Source organism: Microbacterium sp. C5A9 (assembly GCF_022627955.1).
Classification (GTDB): Bacteria; Actinomycetota; Actinomycetes; order Actinomycetales; family Microbacteriaceae; genus Microbacterium.
Genome location: NZ_JABXGD010000004.1, coordinates 21,784 through 37,263, shown reverse-complemented (window position 1 = coordinate 37,263; position 15,480 = coordinate 21,784). Strand labels below are relative to the sequence as shown.

Here is a 15,480-nt window from a genome sequence, read left to right as displayed (position 1 = left end):
AATCGGCGGATGCCGAAGTACCATCGTCATAGTGCCAACGACGGCACGAAGGGACATCGCACAATGACTCGTACCATTCCCCACTTCGTAGGCGGATCGCACCTCACCCCCGAGGGCGGCCGCTTCGCCGACGTGTTCGATCCCAGCACCGGATCCGTGCAGGCGCGGGTGCCGCTGGCATCCGCCGACGAGGTCGGCCGCGTGATCGCGAACGCCGAGGCCGCGCAGGTCGACTGGGCGGCGACCAACCCGCAGAAGCGCGCTCGTGTGCTGCTGCGCTTCCTCGATCTGGCGCAGCGCGAGATGCAGTCGCTCGCCGAGCTGCTCGCGAGCGAGCACGGCAAGACGGTCGACGACGCGAAGGGCGACATCCAGCGCGGCCTCGAGGTCATCGAATTCGCCGCCGGAGCTCCCCACCTGCTCAAAGGCGAATACTCGACGGGCGCGGGCACCGGCATCGACGTGTACTCCATGCGTCAGCCGCTCGGAGTCGTCGCCGCGATCACCCCGTTCAACTTCCCCGCCATGATCCCGCTGTGGAAGGCGGGTCCCGCCCTCGCCGCCGGCAACGCCGTCGTGCTCAAGCCCAGTGAGCGCGACCCCTCGGTGCCCGTGCGCATCGCCGAGCTGTTCCTCGAAGCGGGGCTCCCGGCCGGAGTGCTCAACGTCGTGCACGGCGACAAGGAGACGGTCGACGCGCTGCTGACCGACGACCGCATCCGCGCCGTCGGATTCGTGGGATCGACGCCGATCGCCGAGTACATCTACTCGACCGCCGCGGCGCACGGCAAGCGGGCGCAGTGCTTCGGCGGCGCGAAGAACCACATGATCGTGATGCCGGATGCCGACCTCGACCAGGCCGTAGACGCGCTCATCGGTTCGGGCTACGGATCGGCGGGGGAGCGCTGCATGGCCATCTCGGTCGCGGTTCCGGTCGGGCAGGAGACGGCGGATGCTCTCGCGGCCAAGCTCACCGAGCGGGTGGCGCAGCTGCGGGTCGGCCCCTCGCTCGCGGCCGACGTCGACTACGGGCCGCTCGTCACGAGAGCAGCGGTCGAGCGGGTCGAGGGCTACATCCAGCAGGGCGTCGACGAGGGGGCGACCCTTCTCGCCGACGGTCGCGGCTTCTCGGTGCCCGGGCACGAGCAGGGCTTCTACCTCGGACCGACGCTGTTCGACCACGTCACGACCGACATGGCGATCTACCGCGAGGAGATCTTCGGTCCGGTGCTCGTGATCGCACGCGCCGCCGACTACGAAGAGGCGCTGCGTATGGCCTCCGAGCACGAGTACGGCAACGGCGTCGCGATCTTCACCCGAGACGGCGACGCCGCCCGCGACTTCGCCGCCCGCGTCGAGGTCGGCATGGTCGGCGTCAACGTGCCGATCCCGGTGCCGATCGCGTACTACACGTTCGGCGGCTGGAAGCGCAGCGGATTCGGCGACCTCAACCAGCACGGCGCCGACGCGTTCCGCTTCTACACGAAGACCAAGACCGTCACGAGCCGCTGGCCGTCCGCCGGGATCCGCGAGGGCGCGAGCTTCGTGATCCCCACCATGCACTGATCCCCGCGAAACCTCCCACAAGGAATCGACATGACAATGACCACCGTCACCACCACCGCCGAAGAGCGCGAGGCCATCCTCGACGCCGTCCGCGAGTTCGCCGACACCGAGCTCGCGCCGTTCGCCGCCGAGCGCGACGAGAAGCACCTCTTCCCCCGCGAGTCCCTCGGCAAGGCCGGCGAACTGGGGCTCGGCGGCATCTACGTGCGCGAGGACTTCGGCGGCACGGGGCTCAGCCGCTCCGACACGGTCGCGATCTTCGAGGAGCTCGCGCAGGGCGACCCCGCGGTCGCCGCCTACATCTCGATCCACAACATGGTGGTCTGGATGATCGACACCTACGGTGACGACGCGCAGCGCGGTGCGTGGCTGCCGCAGCTCACCGCGATGCAGGAGTTCGGCGGCTACTGCCTCACCGAGCCGGGTGTCGGGTCGGATGCCGCGAACGTCGCCACCAGCGCGGTGCGCGACGGCGACGACTACCTCCTCACCGGCGTGAAGCAGTTCATCTCGGGGGCAGGCGAGGCCGCGGTCTACGTGGTCATGGCCCGCACCGGCGAGCCAGGTGCCCGGGGGATCAGCGCCTTCCTCGTGCCGGGCGACGCCGAGGGGCTCAGCTTCGGTGCGCCCGAGAAGAAGATGGGCTGGCACGCGCAGCCCACCCGTCAGGTGATCCTCGACGGCGTGCGCGTCCCGGCATCCGGAATGCTCGGCGACGAGGGTCGTGGCTTCGCGATCGCGATGTCGGCCCTCAACGGCGGTCGCCTCAACATCGCCGCGTGCTCGCTCGGCGGCGCCCAGTGGGCACTCGATCGCGCGGTGCAGTACGTGCACGAGCGCGTGGCGTTCGGGGAGCCGCTGGCCGAGAAGCAGTCGATCCTGTTCGCGATCGCCGACATGCGCACCGACCTGCAGGCCGCTCGACTCATGGTCCGCGACGGCGCCCTGGCCGTGGACGAGCAGGCTCCGGATGCGACGATGCGCTGCGCCATGGCCAAGCGCTTCGCGACGGATGCCGGATTCGACGTCGCCAACCGCGCGCTGCAGCTGCACGGCGGCTACGGATACCTGCAGGACTACGGCATCGAACGGGTCGTGCGCGACCTGCGGGTGCATCAGATCCTCGAGGGCACCAACGAGATCATGCGCCTGATCGTCGGCCGCGAGATGCTGCGTCCGGCCGGGTCTGCATCCATGCGGAGCGCATCATGACCGAGACGTCGACGGTGCGGATCGCGTTCCTCGGCCTCGGCCACATGGGGCTGCCGATGGCGAAGAACCTCGTCGCCGCCGGGCACGAGGTGCACGGGTTCGACCTGGTGCCCGCGGCGATCGAGGCAGCACTCGCCGCCGACATCCCGATCGCGGCGAGCGGGGCGGATGCCGTCGCCGACGCCGACGTCGTCATCACGATGTTCCCCGCAGGCAGGCACGTGATCGACGCGTACCGCACCGAGCTGCTCGCCGCCGCGCGCCCCGACACCCTGTTCATCGAGTCGTCGACGATCGCGGTAGACGAGGCCCGCGCGGCCCACGCTCTCGCGCTCGCCGCAGGCCACCGCAACATCGATGCCCCGGTGTCGGGCGGAGTGGTCGGCGCCGAGAACGGCACCCTGGCGTTCATGGTCGGCGGTTCGGCCGAGGATTTCGCCGCAGCTCTCCCGGTGCTCGAGGTCATGGGCACGCGCATCGTCCACTGCGGCGGACCCGGTCTCGGACAGGCGGCGAAGGTCTGCAACAACATGGTGCTCGCCGTCTCGCAGATCGCCGTGGCCGAGGCGTTCGTGCTGGGCGAGCGGCTCGGGCTCGAGCATCAGGCGCTGTTCGACGTCGTGTCGCAGGCCTCCGGGCAGTGCTGGGCGATCACGACCAACTGCCCCGTGCCCGGTCCCGTGCCCACGAGCCCCGCGAACCGCGACTACCAGCCCGGATTCGCGGGCGCCCTGATGGCCAAGGACCTCGGTCTCGCGCTGCAGGCCATCGAGCAGACGTCGACCGACGCGAAGATGGGCCGGCTCGCGCAGCAGCTGTACGCGGCGTTCGCCGACGGCGACGGGGCGACCCGGGACTTCTCAGGCATCATCACCGATGTCCGCGACGCGCATCCCGGTCGTTGAGCGAGCCCGGCGGAGCCGAGCGACACGAAACACCCCGATCACACCCGCGACATACTGAGAGGACCACGACGGAGAGGGCTTCACGATGAGCGAGTACGAGACGATCCTGGTCGAGCAGCGCGGACGGGTCGGGTGGATCACCCTGAACCGGCCTGAGGCACTCAATGCGCTGAACAGTCGGCTCGCCGACGAGGTCACCGCGGCCGCCGTCGCGTTCGACCGCGACGACGGCGTCGGTGCGATCGTCGTCACGGGGTCGGAGAAGGCGTTCGCCGCCGGCGCTGACATCAAGGAGATGGAGGGCATGTCGGCCGCCGAGATGCGCGAGACCGACCACTTCGGGGTGTGGCATGAGTTCGCCGCCGTGCGCACTCCCGTGATCGCCGCCGTCTCGGGCTTCGCGCTCGGGGGAGGGTGCGAGCTCGCGATGATGTGCGACATCATCCTCGCCGCAGACACCGCGAAGTTCGGTCAGCCCGAGATCAACCTCGGTGTCATCCCGGGCATGGGCGGAACCCAGCGCCTGATCCGAGCGGTCGGCTATTACAAGGCCGCCGAACTCGTGCTGTCCGGCCGGTTCATGGGCGCCGACGAGGCGGAGCGCTCCGGTCTCGTGTCACGCGTCGTTCCGGCATCCGACCTGCTGGCCGAGGCGACGACACTCGCCGAGACGATCGCGTCGAAGTCGCTGCCCTCGGTGTTCGCGGCGAAGGCCGCCCTCGACGCGGCGATGGAGACGACGCTCACCGACGGCCTGGCGCACGAGAAGCAGGCGTTCGCCGCGCTCTTCGACACCGCCGACCAGAAGGAGGGCATGTCGGCCTTCCGGGAGAAGCGTGCGCCCGACTTCCAGAACCGCTGAGCCGGCGCAGCCCTCAGCCGCGCAGCGCCTCGACGATCTTCTCGACGCGGCGGTCGCGGGTCGCCTCCTGCTTGGCCTCGGCGACCGTGCGGGCGTGTTCCTTGCGCACCGAATACGACAGTGCATCGAACGCCGTGCGCAGGGCGGGGTCCGCGTCGAGCGCTTCCGCCAGCGCAGGCGGGATCTCGACCTCGCGTTCGGCCGAGTCGAGACGGATGACCGCGTCGACGTCCTGGTCGATCTCGACCCCCAGCTCGGCTCGCACGGCCTTGCTGAACCCGATCATGTTCTGCCCGCCCATGCGGGCCAATCGCAGCCGCGCGGTGCGGCCGTCGATCGTCACGGCGACGGGGAATGCCTTGCCCGCCCCGAACGAGGCGACCTGCTCGTCGGTGAGGATGATCGCGGCGGCGGGGCCGCGGCCCTCGAGGGTGGTGTGCAGGCGCAGTTCGCTCATGCGGGCAGTGTACGCCCGCGCTCTTCGGCTTCCGACTCCATCCGCTCGAGCACGAACTCGGCCACGTCAGAGCGGATCCGGCTGCGGTCGCGGATCGGTGAAGTCGCCGGCGGCCTTGCGCATGCGTGCGACGATCGCGACGAGTTCGGCGGCATCCGAGCTGCTGACTCCCGGAGACGCGAACACGTCGTCGTTCAGTGCGGCGGTGGCGCGTTCGACGAGCTCGCGACCGGCATCGGTGAGGGCGAGCAGCGCGGCCCGTCCGTCGTGCGGATGCGGTTCGCGCACGAGGAGTCCGTCGCGCACGAGTCGCTCGGCCGTGCTCGTGACGGTCGTCGCGTGCACCTGCAGGCGGGCGACGACGCTCGAGAGCGGCAGCCGTCCCGCGCGGCTGAAGGCGAGCAGACGCAGCATCTCATAGCGGGCGAAGCTCAGCGCGAAGGGCTTGAGCGTGGCATCCACCCGCGCGAGCAGCAGCTGCTGGGCCCGCATGACGGAGGTGACCACGGCCATGCCGTCGGCGGCGTCCGACCAGCCGTGCGCGAGCCATTGCCGCTTCGCTTCGGCGAGCGGATCGACGGGCAGGGGACGAGGGCGGACCACGCTTCTACGGTAGGGCATCGTCCACGCCGTGCGCGGGTGGTTCTCAGTCGCCCATCCGGTGGGACTCAGTGTCAGGGGACTAGAATCATGGCAGTCGTGAGGAGCAATCGATGAAGATCTTCGTCCTGGTCAAAGAGGTGCCGGACACCTATGGCGATCGCAAGTTGAATCTCGAGACGGGGCTCGCGGATCGCGGTGCCGGAGATGTGGTGCTCGACGAGATCACCGAGCGGGCCCTCGAAGTCGCTCTGAGCCACGCCGACAAGAACGAGGGCACCGAGGTCGTCGCACTCGTGATGGCTCCCGAGGGGTCGACCGCATCGGTGCGGCGGGCGCTCGCGATCGGTGCCGGGTCTGCCGTGCACATCGCCGACGAACAGCTCGCCGGAGCCGACCTCGGCCTCACCGCCGAGACCCTGGCCGCGGCGATCCGACGGGCTGAGCCCGACCTCGTGATCGCCGGCAATCTCTCGACAGACGGATCCGGCGGCGTGATCCCGGCCATGATCGCCGAGCACCTCGGCTGGGTGCACGCGACGGCGCTCACGAGCGTCGAGATCACCCCCGAGGGCATCACCGGAACCCGAGGGGCGGATGCCGGTGCGCAGTCGATCTCGGCGCCGCTGCCCGCGGTGATCTCGATCACCGAGGCCATGCCCGACGCGCGGTTCCCCAACTTCAAGGGCATCATGGCGGCGAAGAAGAAGCCGCTCGAGGTGCTCACCCTCGACGACCTCGGCGTCTCCGCCGACCCGGCGGCGGCTCCCCGCACGATCATGACCGCGGTGGCCGAGAAGCCGCCCCGCGCGGCCGGCGTGAAGATCGTCGATGAGGGCGATGCCGCCGAGAAGCTGGTGGAGTACCTCGTGCAGAACAGGCTGGTGTGACATGACCTACCCCGAGAACCCGATCCTCGTGCTCGTCGACCTCGACCCGTCGGGTGAGCCGGCGAGCAGCACCGCCGCCCTGATCGGCGCCGCCTCGACCGCGGGTGCTCCCGTGGCCCTCGTCGTCGGCGGATCCGCCGATGCGGCGGCGAAGGTCGCCGCCGCCGGAGCATCCGTCGTGCTGACCGCCGACGCGGATGCCACGGCGCTCACCGTTCCGGTGGTCGACGCGCTGCAGGCCGCCGTCGAACGGGTGCGACCGGATGCGGTGCTGATCTCGAACTCCATCGCGGGCCGCGACGTCGCCGGGCGCTTCGCGGCGCGGGCGAAGCTGGCGCTGTCCGTCGACGCGATCGGCGTCACCCGCGACGACGAGGGTGTCGTCGCCCACCACTCCGTCTACGGCGGGGCCTACCTCACCGACTCCGCGCCCACCTACGGCACGGCGGTGATCACCGTGCGTCAGGGGGCCGTCGACGCCCGCGCCGAAGCGGTCGACTCGCCCACGGTCGAGGCCCTCGCGGTGACGGCATCCGGCGCCCCCGCCGCGACGGTCGGCGCGGTCGAAGCGGTCGAGGTCACATCGTCGCGGCCCGAGCTGCGCGGCGCCACCCGGGTCGTCTCGGGCGGACGCGGTCTCGCCTCGAAGGAGAAGTTCGTCCTCGTCGAGGAGCTGGCGGATGCGCTCGGCGCCGCCGTCGGTGCCTCGCGCGCGGCCGTGGACGCCGGATACATCCCGCAGTCGCACCAGGTCGGGCAGACCGGGGTGTCGGTGTCGCCGCAGCTCTACGTCGCACTCGGCATCTCGGGTGCGATCCAGCACCGCGCCGGCATGCAGACCGCCAAGAACATCGTCGCGATCAACAAGGACGGTGAGGCTCCGATCTTCGACGTCGCGGACTTCGGCATCGTCGGCGACCTGTTCACGGTGGTGCCGCAGGTAATCGCGGCTCTCGAGGCGCGGAAGAAGTAGTCATGGCGACCCGGATGCTGAGGCGCGGGCTGCCGCGCGTGCCCGGCGGCGAGCCCTGGCCGCCCGCTGACGTGGCGGGTGCCGCCGGAGAGTCGGAGGCGTCGAGCGCTGAGCTCGTCGAGGCGTCGGGCCCGTCGGCAGGCGCGGGCGCCGAGGTGCACGAGCGCCCAGTGTCCCAGGCCGGCTCAGCGCCCCAGGCCGACTCAGCGCCCCTCGTCGATGCCGGGGCGGCGGAGTCGTCCGTCGGCTCGACGGGCGCTGTGTCCGCGCCTGCGGCAGCGCCGGCTCTGCGCCGCGGACTTCCGCGGGTGCCGGGTGGCGAGCCCTGGCCTCCCCTCGGCGCTGCGGTGACGGGGGCGGCAGTGGCACCGCTGCAGGTGCCCACGCCGGAGCACGCACCAGCACAGACGCAGGCCCAGGCACAGGCGCCGACGGGTCCGCAGGCTGCTGCCGCCGCCGCAACGACTGCGCCCCCGACTGATGCACAGCCCGGGGTTCCGGTCGCCGTGGCCGACGGTGGAGCATCCGTCCGCCGGGGACTCCCGCGCACGCCGGGCGGCGAGCCCTGGCCGCCCGCGGGAACCGTGCCGACCATCGCCGCGCCTGCGGTGGTGACCGATCTCGCCGCCCCCGCACCCGCCGAGCCCACACAGGCGCCCGCACCGGCGCAGACCGCCGCGCAGGCTGCGGCGCAGGCCCCCGGCACCGCCCTGGCCGACGTCAGCGCACCGCTGCCGTGGACCCGCACGGTCTGGAACGGCACGGCCCCGCGCCGCCTCCCCGCGCCGGCGGCATCCGACACCGCATCCGCTCGCCGTCCCACGTGGACGCAGGGGATCGCGGTCCTGCTCGGGGCAGCGGCGCTCGGCATCGTGGCCGGCGCGGCCGTGGCGTTCGTGCGCACGCTGCTGAGCCTGCCGGCCATGCAGGACTTCCTCGTCGCCTTCCCCGGAGAATACGAGCCGGCCATCGCGGTCGAGCCCGGGTTCGCGCCCTGGGTCAACTGGGCGCACTTCTTCAACGTGTTCCTCATGGTGCTGATCATCCGCTCGGGACTCCGCATCCGCAGCGAGAAGCGGCCGACCGCGTTCTGGACGCCGCGGAACAATCCCAAGGGCAAGGTCAGTCTGACGATCTGGTTCCACCAGGCGCTCGACGTGCTCTGGCTCGTCAACGGCGTGATCTTCGTCGTGCTGCTGGTCACGACCGGCCACTGGGCGCGCATCGTGCCGACCAGCTGGGAGGTCTTCCCGAACGCGCTGTCGGCAGGCCTGCAGTACGTCTCCTTCGACTGGCCGCACGAGAACGGCTGGAACAACTACAACAGCCTGCAGCAGCTCGCGTACTTCACGACGGTGTTCCTCGCCGCTCCGCTGGCCGCGGTGACGGGATTCCGGATGTCGGGCATGTGGCCGAAGAAGGCCGAGCGGCTGTCGAAGGCGTACCCGATCGAGTGGGCGCGCGCCGTGCACTTCCCGGTCATGCTGTACTTCGTCGCGTTCATCGTCGTGCACGTGGCGCTGGTGATGCTGACCGGGTTCCTGCGCAACCTGAACCACATGTACGCCTCGCAGGATGCGGTCACCTGGACGGGATTCTGGGTGTTCGTGGCGTCGCTCGTGGTCATCGCCGGCGGCTGGGCCGCGGCCCGCCCCCTGGTGATCGCGCCGATCGCGAAGGTGTTCGGCACCGTCTCCGGGCGCTGACACGTTCCGTCGTCAGCCGAGTTCCGTCGTCAGCCGCGTCCGCAGTGAGCAGCACACTGCTGCCGGATGCAGTGAACGGCCCCCGCCTGAGGCAGGGGGCCGTTCATGCTGAATCGCGAACGCGGGTCCGGGCGTGCCGGCGTGACGCTCAGCGGACGAAGCGCACCTCGGTCAGGGTCTCGCCGAGGAACGGCTCGGTGTGGCTGGCGCCGTCGAGCGTGAATCCGTTGCGGGTGTAGAAGCGGTGCGCGCGGGGGTTGTCCTCCGCGACCCAGAGGTAGAGGGGTTCGTCGCTCTCGACCGCGGCGTCGAAGAGCTTCTGGCCGATGCCGGTGCCGTGGAACGCGTCGAGCAGGTAGATGAAGTAGAGCTCGCGCATCGACGGAGCGTCCTTGTCGCGGGCGGGGCCCGAGCCGACGAAGCCGACGATGTCGCCGTCGACGAGCGCGGCCTTCATCGTGAAGTCGGGGCCCTGCGACGCCCAGTGCGTCCACAGCTCGGCCATGCGGCGGGGCGACACCTTCTCGAGCGCCGCCTTGCTGATCAGGTGGTCGTACGTCTCGTGCCAGCACTGCGCGTGCACGCGACCCAGGGCCTCCGCATCCACATCACGGACCGGACGGACGATGACTTCAGGCTGGGCTTCGGCGCTCATAGCGCGACTCTACGCGCGGGTCCGGGGAACCGGAAATCGAGCGGATGCGCCCGCGGGCGCCGATTCGCGCACTGGAGGGTTCGGACAACGAAATTCCGCGTCCGTGCGTCGATGGCTACGATCGAGTCTCGTGAACGTGATCTGGCGCACCCTCCTGGTGATCCTCTCAGCCCGTCGTCGCGCACGGCGCGGCACGACCCTCGACCCTGCGTCCGTGGGAACGGTGACGCTGACGACTCTGCCGACCGACATCGACATCCTGCGCCACATGAACAACGGCCGGTACCTGTCGCTGTTCGACCTCGGGCGCTGGGATCTGCTGATCCGCACCGGGCTGTTCGATGCCATGAAGGATCGCGACTGGTACGCGGTGGTCTCGAGCGAGACGATCACCTTCCGCAAGTCCCTGCAGCTGTGGCAGCGGTTCGAGGTGCAGTCACGGTTCATCGGCCACGACGACAAGGCGATCTTCCTGGAGCACCGTGCCGTCGTCGACGGCGAGGTCTACGCCCGGGCTATCGTCCGGGCACGGATGCTGCGTCGCGCCGGAGGCACCGTCAGCAACGAGGAGCTGTTCGCCGCCGTCGGCAAGCCCGACGGGGTGCCGGAGATCGATCCGTGGGTGCACGACTGGGCCGCGGCATCCGCGCTTCCGCCCACGCGCACCGCGGCACCGAGCGTGTGGAGCTGAGCATGACGTCGTCGTGGGGGATCGACGCGCGCGAGCCGGGCCGCACGCTGCTGGTCGGATGCGGCAAGATCGGCGTGCGCCTGGGCGAGAGGGTCCTCGCCGGCGGCGGCGAGGTGGTCGCGATCCGGCGGAACGCGACGGGGCTGCCGACCGGCTTCCGCACGATCGCCGCCGATCTGGAGAAGCCGCTCGCGCAGGAGCTCCCCGAGTTCGACTCGGTGGTGATCACGCTGCCGCCGAGCCGGGCGGAGTCCGAACGGGGATCGATCTATCCGCTCGCCCTTCCCGCCATCGCCGATGCGCTGTCGACGACGCCGTCCCGTGTCGTGTTCGTGTCGTCGACCCGGGTGTTCGAGGGGCGTCCCGGGCCCGATCCGCTGACCGAGCAGGATGCCACGGCGACGACGAGCGCCGGTGGGGCGGCCCTCGTCGAGGGGGAGCGGCTCGCACGCGAGCTGCTGGGCGCCACGGTCGTGCGGCCGGCGGGCATCTACGGCCCGGGGCGCGACTCGCTGATCCGCCGGGTGCGTGCGGGCGATGCGATCGATGCCGCGCGACGGACGAACCGCATCCACGAGACCGATCTCGTGCGGCTTCTCGAGGTGCTGCTGCGGGCCGCGCATCCGCCGACACTGGTGCACGGCGTGGATCGCGAGCCGGTGCCGCTCGGCGAGGTCGCGGCGTTCATCGCCACCGGACTCGGGGTGCCGATGCCGCCCGCCCTCGACCCTCCGGTGGGCGGCGGGACCGTGCTCGACGGGAGCCTGCTGCGCGACCTCGTGGGCGAGCTGCGGTATCCGACGTTCCGCGAGGGGTATGCCGAGATGATCGCGCAGCGCTGAGCCGGGTCTGCCGCGGTCGAATGTGCCCGCCCGTCGCTCAACGGCCGGGGCGCATGCCGGTTCTAGGCTGAGGTCATGGCAGAGACGTCGCTTTCCGCGGATGCCGAATCCGCCGCTCTCGCAGACAGAGCGGTCGAGCTCGCCCGCCGCTGGGTGGTCGAGGCCGCGGCCGCCGACGTCGACCCGGCCGCCGCGCGTCTCGCCGGTGTGCTGCAGGATGCGAACGGGCTTCCGTTCACCCTCGGCTTCGTCGACGGCGTCATGCGCCCCGAGAGCCTCGGCGCCGCGGCATCCCGACTGCATCGCATCGCCCCCATCGTGCCCGAGTTCCTGCCCTGGTACCTGCGTTCCGCGGTGCGGATCGGCGGCGGTGTCGCGCCGATCCTCCCGGCACCCGTCGTGCCGATCGCCCGCCGTGTGCTGCGCGAGATGGTCGGTCATCTCGTCGTCGACGCGCGCCCCGCCAAGCTCGGACCGGCGATCGCGAGGATCCGCGAATCAGGGTCGCGTCTCAACCTCAACCTGCTGGGCGAGGCGGTACTCGGCGAGAGCGAGGCGACACGGCGGCTCGACGGCATCCACGATCTGATCCGGCGTCCCGACGTCGACTACGTGTCGGTCAAGGTGTCGGCGATCGTGAGCCACATCTCGATGTGGGCGTTCGATCAGGTGGTCGACGAGGTCGTCGAGCGGCTGATGCCGCTGTATCTGACGGCGGCGGGCGCGTCGACCGACGCAGGGGCCACCACCTTCATCAACCTCGACATGGAGGAGTACCGCGACCTCGACCTGACGATCGCGGTCTTCACGCGCATCCTCGAGGATCCGCGGCTGCGGGGACTCGAGGCGGGCATCGTGCTGCAGGCGTACCTCCCCGACGCGCTGCCCGCGCTGCAGCAGCTCACCGCGTGGGCGCGTGAGCGCGTCGAGCGCGGGGGTGCGCCGATCAAGGTGCGGCTCGTCAAGGGCGCGAACCTCGCGATGGAGCGCGTCGAGGCGCGCATGCACGGCTGGGCCCAGGCGACGTACGACACCAAGCTCGACACCGACGCGAACTATCTGCGCTGCCTGGACTGGGCGCTGCGCCCCGAGAACGTCGCGGTGGCGCGGCTCGGCATCGCCGGTCACAACCTGTTCGGCATCGCCTATGCGTGGCTGCTCGCCCAGGAGCGGGGCGTCGCCGTCGGCGGATCGTCGGGACAGCCGCCGGTCGAGTTCGAGATGCTGCTCGGAATGGCCCAGGGGCAGGTGCAGGCGGTCTCCCGTGACGTCGGCGAGGTGCTGCTGTACGTGCCGGTCGTGAATCCCGACGAGTTCGACGTCGCGATCAGCTATCTCGTGCGCCGGCTCGAGGAGAACGCCTCGAGCGACAACTTCCTCTCGGCGGCGTTCCGACTCGATCACGACGAGACGCTCTTCGCTCGCGAACGCGATCGGTTCCTCGATGCGCTGCGCCGTTCCACCTCGCCGACGCTGCGCTCGGGCCCACTGCGCACCCAGGACCGCCAGGCGCCGCTGCACGAATCGCTGCGTCCGGTGCCGGTGGCCCCCGCTCCCGAAGAGGGGCTGACGCAGGCCGTGCTGGGGATCTCCCGCGGCTCCGAGGACTCGGGAGAGCCTTTCCTCGAGACCGCCGTCTACGCTCCTCGCGAGATCGACGGCGACGGGGCCGGTGCTCCCGGTGGTGCGGGCGGTGCGCCCGGGTTCACCAACACGGCAGACACCGACCCCTCGCTCCCCGCCAACCGGGACTGGGCGCGCGAGATCCATGCGCGCATCGACGACTCACACCTCGGCGAGGAGACGGTCGAGGGTGCGCGGATCGACGACGCGGCCGCACTCGAGGAGACGATCGCGGGCGTGCGCGACGCCGGTGCGCTCTGGGGTGCACGGCCCGCGACCGACCGGGCCGAGGTGCTGCTGCGTGCCGCTGCGGCGCTCGAGGCGCGTCGGGGCGAGCTGATCGAGGTCGCCGCCTCCGAGACGGGCAAGGTCTTCGCCGAGGCCGACGTCGAGGTCAGCGAGGCGGTCGACTTCGCCCGGTACTACGCGGCGAAGGCGCGAGAGCTCGATGCCGTGGCCGGCGCGGTCTTCGAACCGGCGCGCGTCACCGTCGTGGCGCCGCCGTGGAACTTCCCGCTCGCGATCCCCGCCGGAGGCGTGCTCGCCGCTCTGGCCGCGGGGTCGGGCGTGGTCTTCAAGCCTGCGCCGCAGTCGCGGCGCTGCGCCGCGGTGATCGCCGAGACGCTGTGGCAGGCGGGCATCCCGCGCGACGTGCTCGCGCTCGTCGACATCGACGAGGAAGCGCTCGGGCGCACGCTCATCACCCACGAGTCGGTCGACCGCGTGATCCTCACCGGATCGTGGGAGACCGCGGCGCTGTTCCGCTCGTGGAGACCCGATCTGCCGCTGCTCGCCGAGACGAGTGGCAAGAACGCGATCATCATCACCCCCTCGGCCGATCTCGATCTCGCCGTCGCCGATCTCGTGCGCAGCGCCTTCGGGCACGCGGGCCAGAAGTGCTCGGCCGCGTCGCTCGCGATCCTCGTGGGCCCTGTGGGCCGTTCGAAGCGCTTCGCCCGACAGCTGGCCGATGCCACACGCTCGCTGCACGTCGGGCCGCCGAGCGATCCGCTCGCCGAGGTCGGGCCGGTGATCGAGCGACCGCAGGGCAAGCTCGCCTGGGCGCTCACCGAGCTCGAGGGCGAGGAGCAGTGGCTCATCGAACCGGCGGTCGCGGCCGACGACCCGAGCGGGCGGCTGTGGCGACCCGGCATCCGCGTGGGCGTGCAGCCGGGCTCCCGGTTCCACACCGAGGAGTTCTTCGGACCCGTGCTCGGAGTCATGCACGCCCCCACCCTGGAGCGCGCGATCGAACTGCAGAACGCCGTCGCCTACGGCCTCACCGCCGGCCTGCACACGCAGGACCCCGCCGACCTCGAGCGCTGGCTCGATTCGGTGCAGGCCGGCAACCTGTACGTCAACCGCGGCATCACCGGGGCCATCGTGCAGCGGCAGCCCTTCGGCGGCTGGAAGCGGTCGTCGGTCGGACCCGGTGCGAAGGCCGGAGGTCCGAACTACCTGATCGGACTCGGCTCCTGGCGCTCGAAGGCGTCAGGGCCCGTCTCGAGCACCCTGCATCTGCGCGGCCTCGACTCGCGCATCACCGAGCTCATCGAGTCGGCACAGCCCTCGCTCGGCTACGAGGCCTTCGAGTGGCTCCGCCGTTCGGCGCTGTCGGACGCGCTCGCCTGGGACCGCGAGTTCGGCCAGGTGCGCGATGTGTCGCACCTGGGCGTCGAGCGCAACCTCTTCCGCTATCGCCCCGTGCCGGTCGAGATCAGGGCCACGGCGGATGCCGGATGGCAGGAGCTGCTGCGCGTGGTGGTCGCGGCCGTGCGCGCCGGTGCGGGGTTCGTGCTGTCCACCCCGGTCGGGCTGCCACCCGAGGTCAGGCGCGCGCTCGGCGATCTCAGCGCGACGGTCTTCATGGAGACCGACGACGAGTGGATCGAGCGCATGAGCCGCAGGAGGGAGCCCGGAGGGGTGCTCGACGCCCTCCGCGACGAGCCGACCCCCGACCGTGTGCGCCTCGTCGGACCGCGTGCCTCGGTGGCGGCCGTGCACCGCGCGCTCGCCGCTGCCGTCGACGGCGATCCCGACCTCGCGATCTACGACGGCGAGGTCACCTCGGCGGGCCGCATCGAGCTGCTGCCCTTCGTGCACGAGCAGGCCATCGCGATCACCGCGCACCGATACGGCAACCCCGACGACTGGAGCGCCACGGTCATCTGAGCTCGGTCTCGGCGGTGGCCGGGTCGATCTCGCACCTGCGCGGTGAGCCGGGTCGATCTCGCACCTGCCGTGTTGTCGGGGTCATAAACGCACCTGCGGTGTGGGCGAGGTCGATTCCGCACCGGAACGGGCCTCTTCGGGCGCGTTTGTGACCCCGGCTGGGGCGAAGGGGCGTTTGTGGCCCTGGCTGGGGTGGGGGATGCGGGGGATGCGGTGAGCGCGACGCGGCGGCGCGCACCTGCCCGCAGCGCGACTCCGGAGGCAGTGTAAAGAATTCTTGACACGACGGATGCGGCGGGCGTACTCTCATGTCAAGAATCTTTGAC

General features: G+C 70.9%; 13 protein-coding genes. 10 read left to right on the top strand and 3 right to left on the bottom strand.

Annotation, left to right across the window (positions count from 1 at the left end; all coding sequences use genetic code 11):
- The first annotated feature begins 63 nt into the window (after positions 1-63).
- From HWD99_RS08820 to HWD99_RS08805, 4 genes are all read left to right on the top strand, one after another.
- Complete coding sequence (locus HWD99_RS08820) at positions 64-1,566, top strand: CoA-acylating methylmalonate-semialdehyde dehydrogenase (protein ID WP_241795866.1); 1,503 nt, start codon at positions 64-66, stop codon at positions 1,564-1,566.
- A 30-nt stretch (positions 1,567-1,596) separates the two neighbouring features.
- A complete protein-coding gene (locus HWD99_RS08815) occupies positions 1,597-2,778 on the top strand; it encodes an acyl-CoA dehydrogenase family protein (protein ID WP_241795865.1) in 1,182 nt (393 codons plus the stop codon).
- Positions 2,775-3,683: a 3-hydroxyisobutyrate dehydrogenase gene (gene mmsB / locus HWD99_RS08810; protein ID WP_241795864.1), complete on the top strand. Its 909-nt coding sequence runs from the start codon at positions 2,775-2,777 to the stop codon at positions 3,681-3,683. Before HWD99_RS08815 ends, mmsB begins: the two co-directional genes overlap by 4 nt.
- An 85-nt stretch (positions 3,684-3,768) precedes the next feature.
- Complete coding sequence (locus HWD99_RS08805) at positions 3,769-4,545, top strand: enoyl-CoA hydratase-related protein (protein WP_241795863.1); 777 nt, start codon at positions 3,769-3,771, stop codon at positions 4,543-4,545.
- Between the two features lie 13 nt (positions 4,546-4,558).
- Here HWD99_RS08805 and HWD99_RS08800 read toward each other — a convergent pair whose 3' ends face one another.
- Positions 4,559-5,002 (bottom strand): YdeI/OmpD-associated family protein, encoded by a 444-nt coding sequence (locus tag HWD99_RS08800; RefSeq protein ID WP_241795862.1) that lies wholly within the window; start codon positions 5,000-5,002, stop codon positions 4,559-4,561.
- A 66-nt stretch (positions 5,003-5,068) separates the two neighbouring features.
- Positions 5,069-5,605: a MarR family winged helix-turn-helix transcriptional regulator gene (locus HWD99_RS08795; RefSeq protein WP_241795861.1), complete on the bottom strand. Its 537-nt coding sequence runs from the start codon at positions 5,603-5,605 to the stop codon at positions 5,069-5,071.
- A 110-nt stretch (positions 5,606-5,715) separates the two neighbouring features.
- On the opposite strand from HWD99_RS08795, the gene HWD99_RS08790 reads away from it, so the two are divergent.
- The 3 genes from HWD99_RS08790 to HWD99_RS08780 are packed head-to-tail and all read left to right on the top strand — an operon-like array spanning position 5,716 to position 9,171.
- Positions 5,716-6,492, top strand: a complete 777-nt coding sequence (locus HWD99_RS08790; RefSeq protein WP_241795860.1) for an electron transfer flavoprotein subunit beta/FixA family protein — start codon at positions 5,716-5,718, stop codon at positions 6,490-6,492.
- A gap of 1 nt (position 6,493) precedes the next feature.
- Positions 6,494-7,465 carry an electron transfer flavoprotein subunit alpha/FixB family protein gene (locus tag HWD99_RS08785; protein ID WP_241795859.1) on the top strand — a complete coding sequence of 324 codons (972 nt, stop codon included), beginning with the start codon at positions 6,494-6,496 and terminating at the stop codon, positions 7,463-7,465.
- A gap of 2 nt (positions 7,466-7,467) precedes the next feature.
- Positions 7,468-9,171 carry a cytochrome b/b6 domain-containing protein gene (locus HWD99_RS08780; RefSeq protein WP_241795858.1) on the top strand — a complete coding sequence of 568 codons (1,704 nt, stop codon included), beginning with the start codon at positions 7,468-7,470 and terminating at the stop codon, positions 9,169-9,171.
- A 148-nt stretch (positions 9,172-9,319) separates the two neighbouring features.
- On the opposite strand, the gene HWD99_RS08775 is transcribed toward HWD99_RS08780, so the two are convergent.
- Positions 9,320-9,826: a GNAT family N-acetyltransferase gene (locus HWD99_RS08775; RefSeq protein ID WP_194762559.1), complete on the bottom strand. Its 507-nt coding sequence runs from the start codon at positions 9,824-9,826 to the stop codon at positions 9,320-9,322.
- Positions 9,827-9,956: 130 nt separating this feature from the next.
- Between HWD99_RS08775 and HWD99_RS08770 the strand changes: the two genes are divergently transcribed.
- From HWD99_RS08770 to HWD99_RS08760, 3 genes are all read left to right on the top strand, one after another.
- Positions 9,957-10,517: an acyl-CoA thioesterase gene (locus tag HWD99_RS08770; protein WP_241795857.1), complete on the top strand. Its 561-nt coding sequence runs from the start codon at positions 9,957-9,959 to the stop codon at positions 10,515-10,517.
- The gene (locus HWD99_RS08765) at positions 10,445-11,359 is read left to right on the top strand and encodes a sugar nucleotide-binding protein (RefSeq protein WP_241795856.1); all 915 of its coding nucleotides are present in this window, start codon (positions 10,445-10,447) and stop codon (positions 11,357-11,359) included. Before HWD99_RS08770 ends, HWD99_RS08765 begins: the two co-directional genes overlap by 73 nt.
- Before the next feature lie 75 nt (positions 11,360-11,434).
- Positions 11,435-15,154 (top strand): bifunctional proline dehydrogenase/L-glutamate gamma-semialdehyde dehydrogenase, encoded by a 3,720-nt coding sequence (locus HWD99_RS08760; protein WP_241795855.1) that lies wholly within the window; start codon positions 11,435-11,437, stop codon positions 15,152-15,154.
- Positions 15,155-15,480: the final 326 nt, after the last annotated feature.

Bases quoted from the DNA above. Each gene is read 5' to 3' on its own strand.
- HWD99_RS08760 (WP_241795855.1), top strand. From the start codon at position 11,435: ATGGCAGAGACGTCGCTTTCCGCGGATGCCGAATCCGCCGCTCTCGCA.
- HWD99_RS08780 (WP_241795858.1), top strand. From the start codon at position 7,468: ATGGCGACCCGGATGCTGAGGCGCGGGCTGCCGCGCGTGCCCGGCGGC.
- mmsB (WP_241795864.1), top strand. From the start codon at position 2,775: ATGACCGAGACGTCGACGGTGCGGATCGCGTTCCTCGGCCTCGGCCAC.
- HWD99_RS08820 (WP_241795866.1), top strand. From the start codon at position 64: ATGACTCGTACCATTCCCCACTTCGTAGGCGGATCGCACCTCACCCCC.
- HWD99_RS08775 (WP_194762559.1), bottom strand. From the start codon at position 9,826: ATGAGCGCCGAAGCCCAGCCTGAAGTCATCGTCCGTCCGGTCCGTGAT.
- HWD99_RS08790 (WP_241795860.1), top strand. From the start codon at position 5,716: ATGAAGATCTTCGTCCTGGTCAAAGAGGTGCCGGACACCTATGGCGAT.
- HWD99_RS08800 (WP_241795862.1), bottom strand. From the start codon at position 5,002: ATGAGCGAACTGCGCCTGCACACCACCCTCGAGGGCCGCGGCCCCGCC.
- HWD99_RS08805 (WP_241795863.1), top strand. From the start codon at position 3,769: ATGAGCGAGTACGAGACGATCCTGGTCGAGCAGCGCGGACGGGTCGGG.
- HWD99_RS08785 (WP_241795859.1), top strand. From the start codon at position 6,494: ATGACCTACCCCGAGAACCCGATCCTCGTGCTCGTCGACCTCGACCCG.
- HWD99_RS08815 (WP_241795865.1), top strand. From the start codon at position 1,597: ATGACAATGACCACCGTCACCACCACCGCCGAAGAGCGCGAGGCCATC.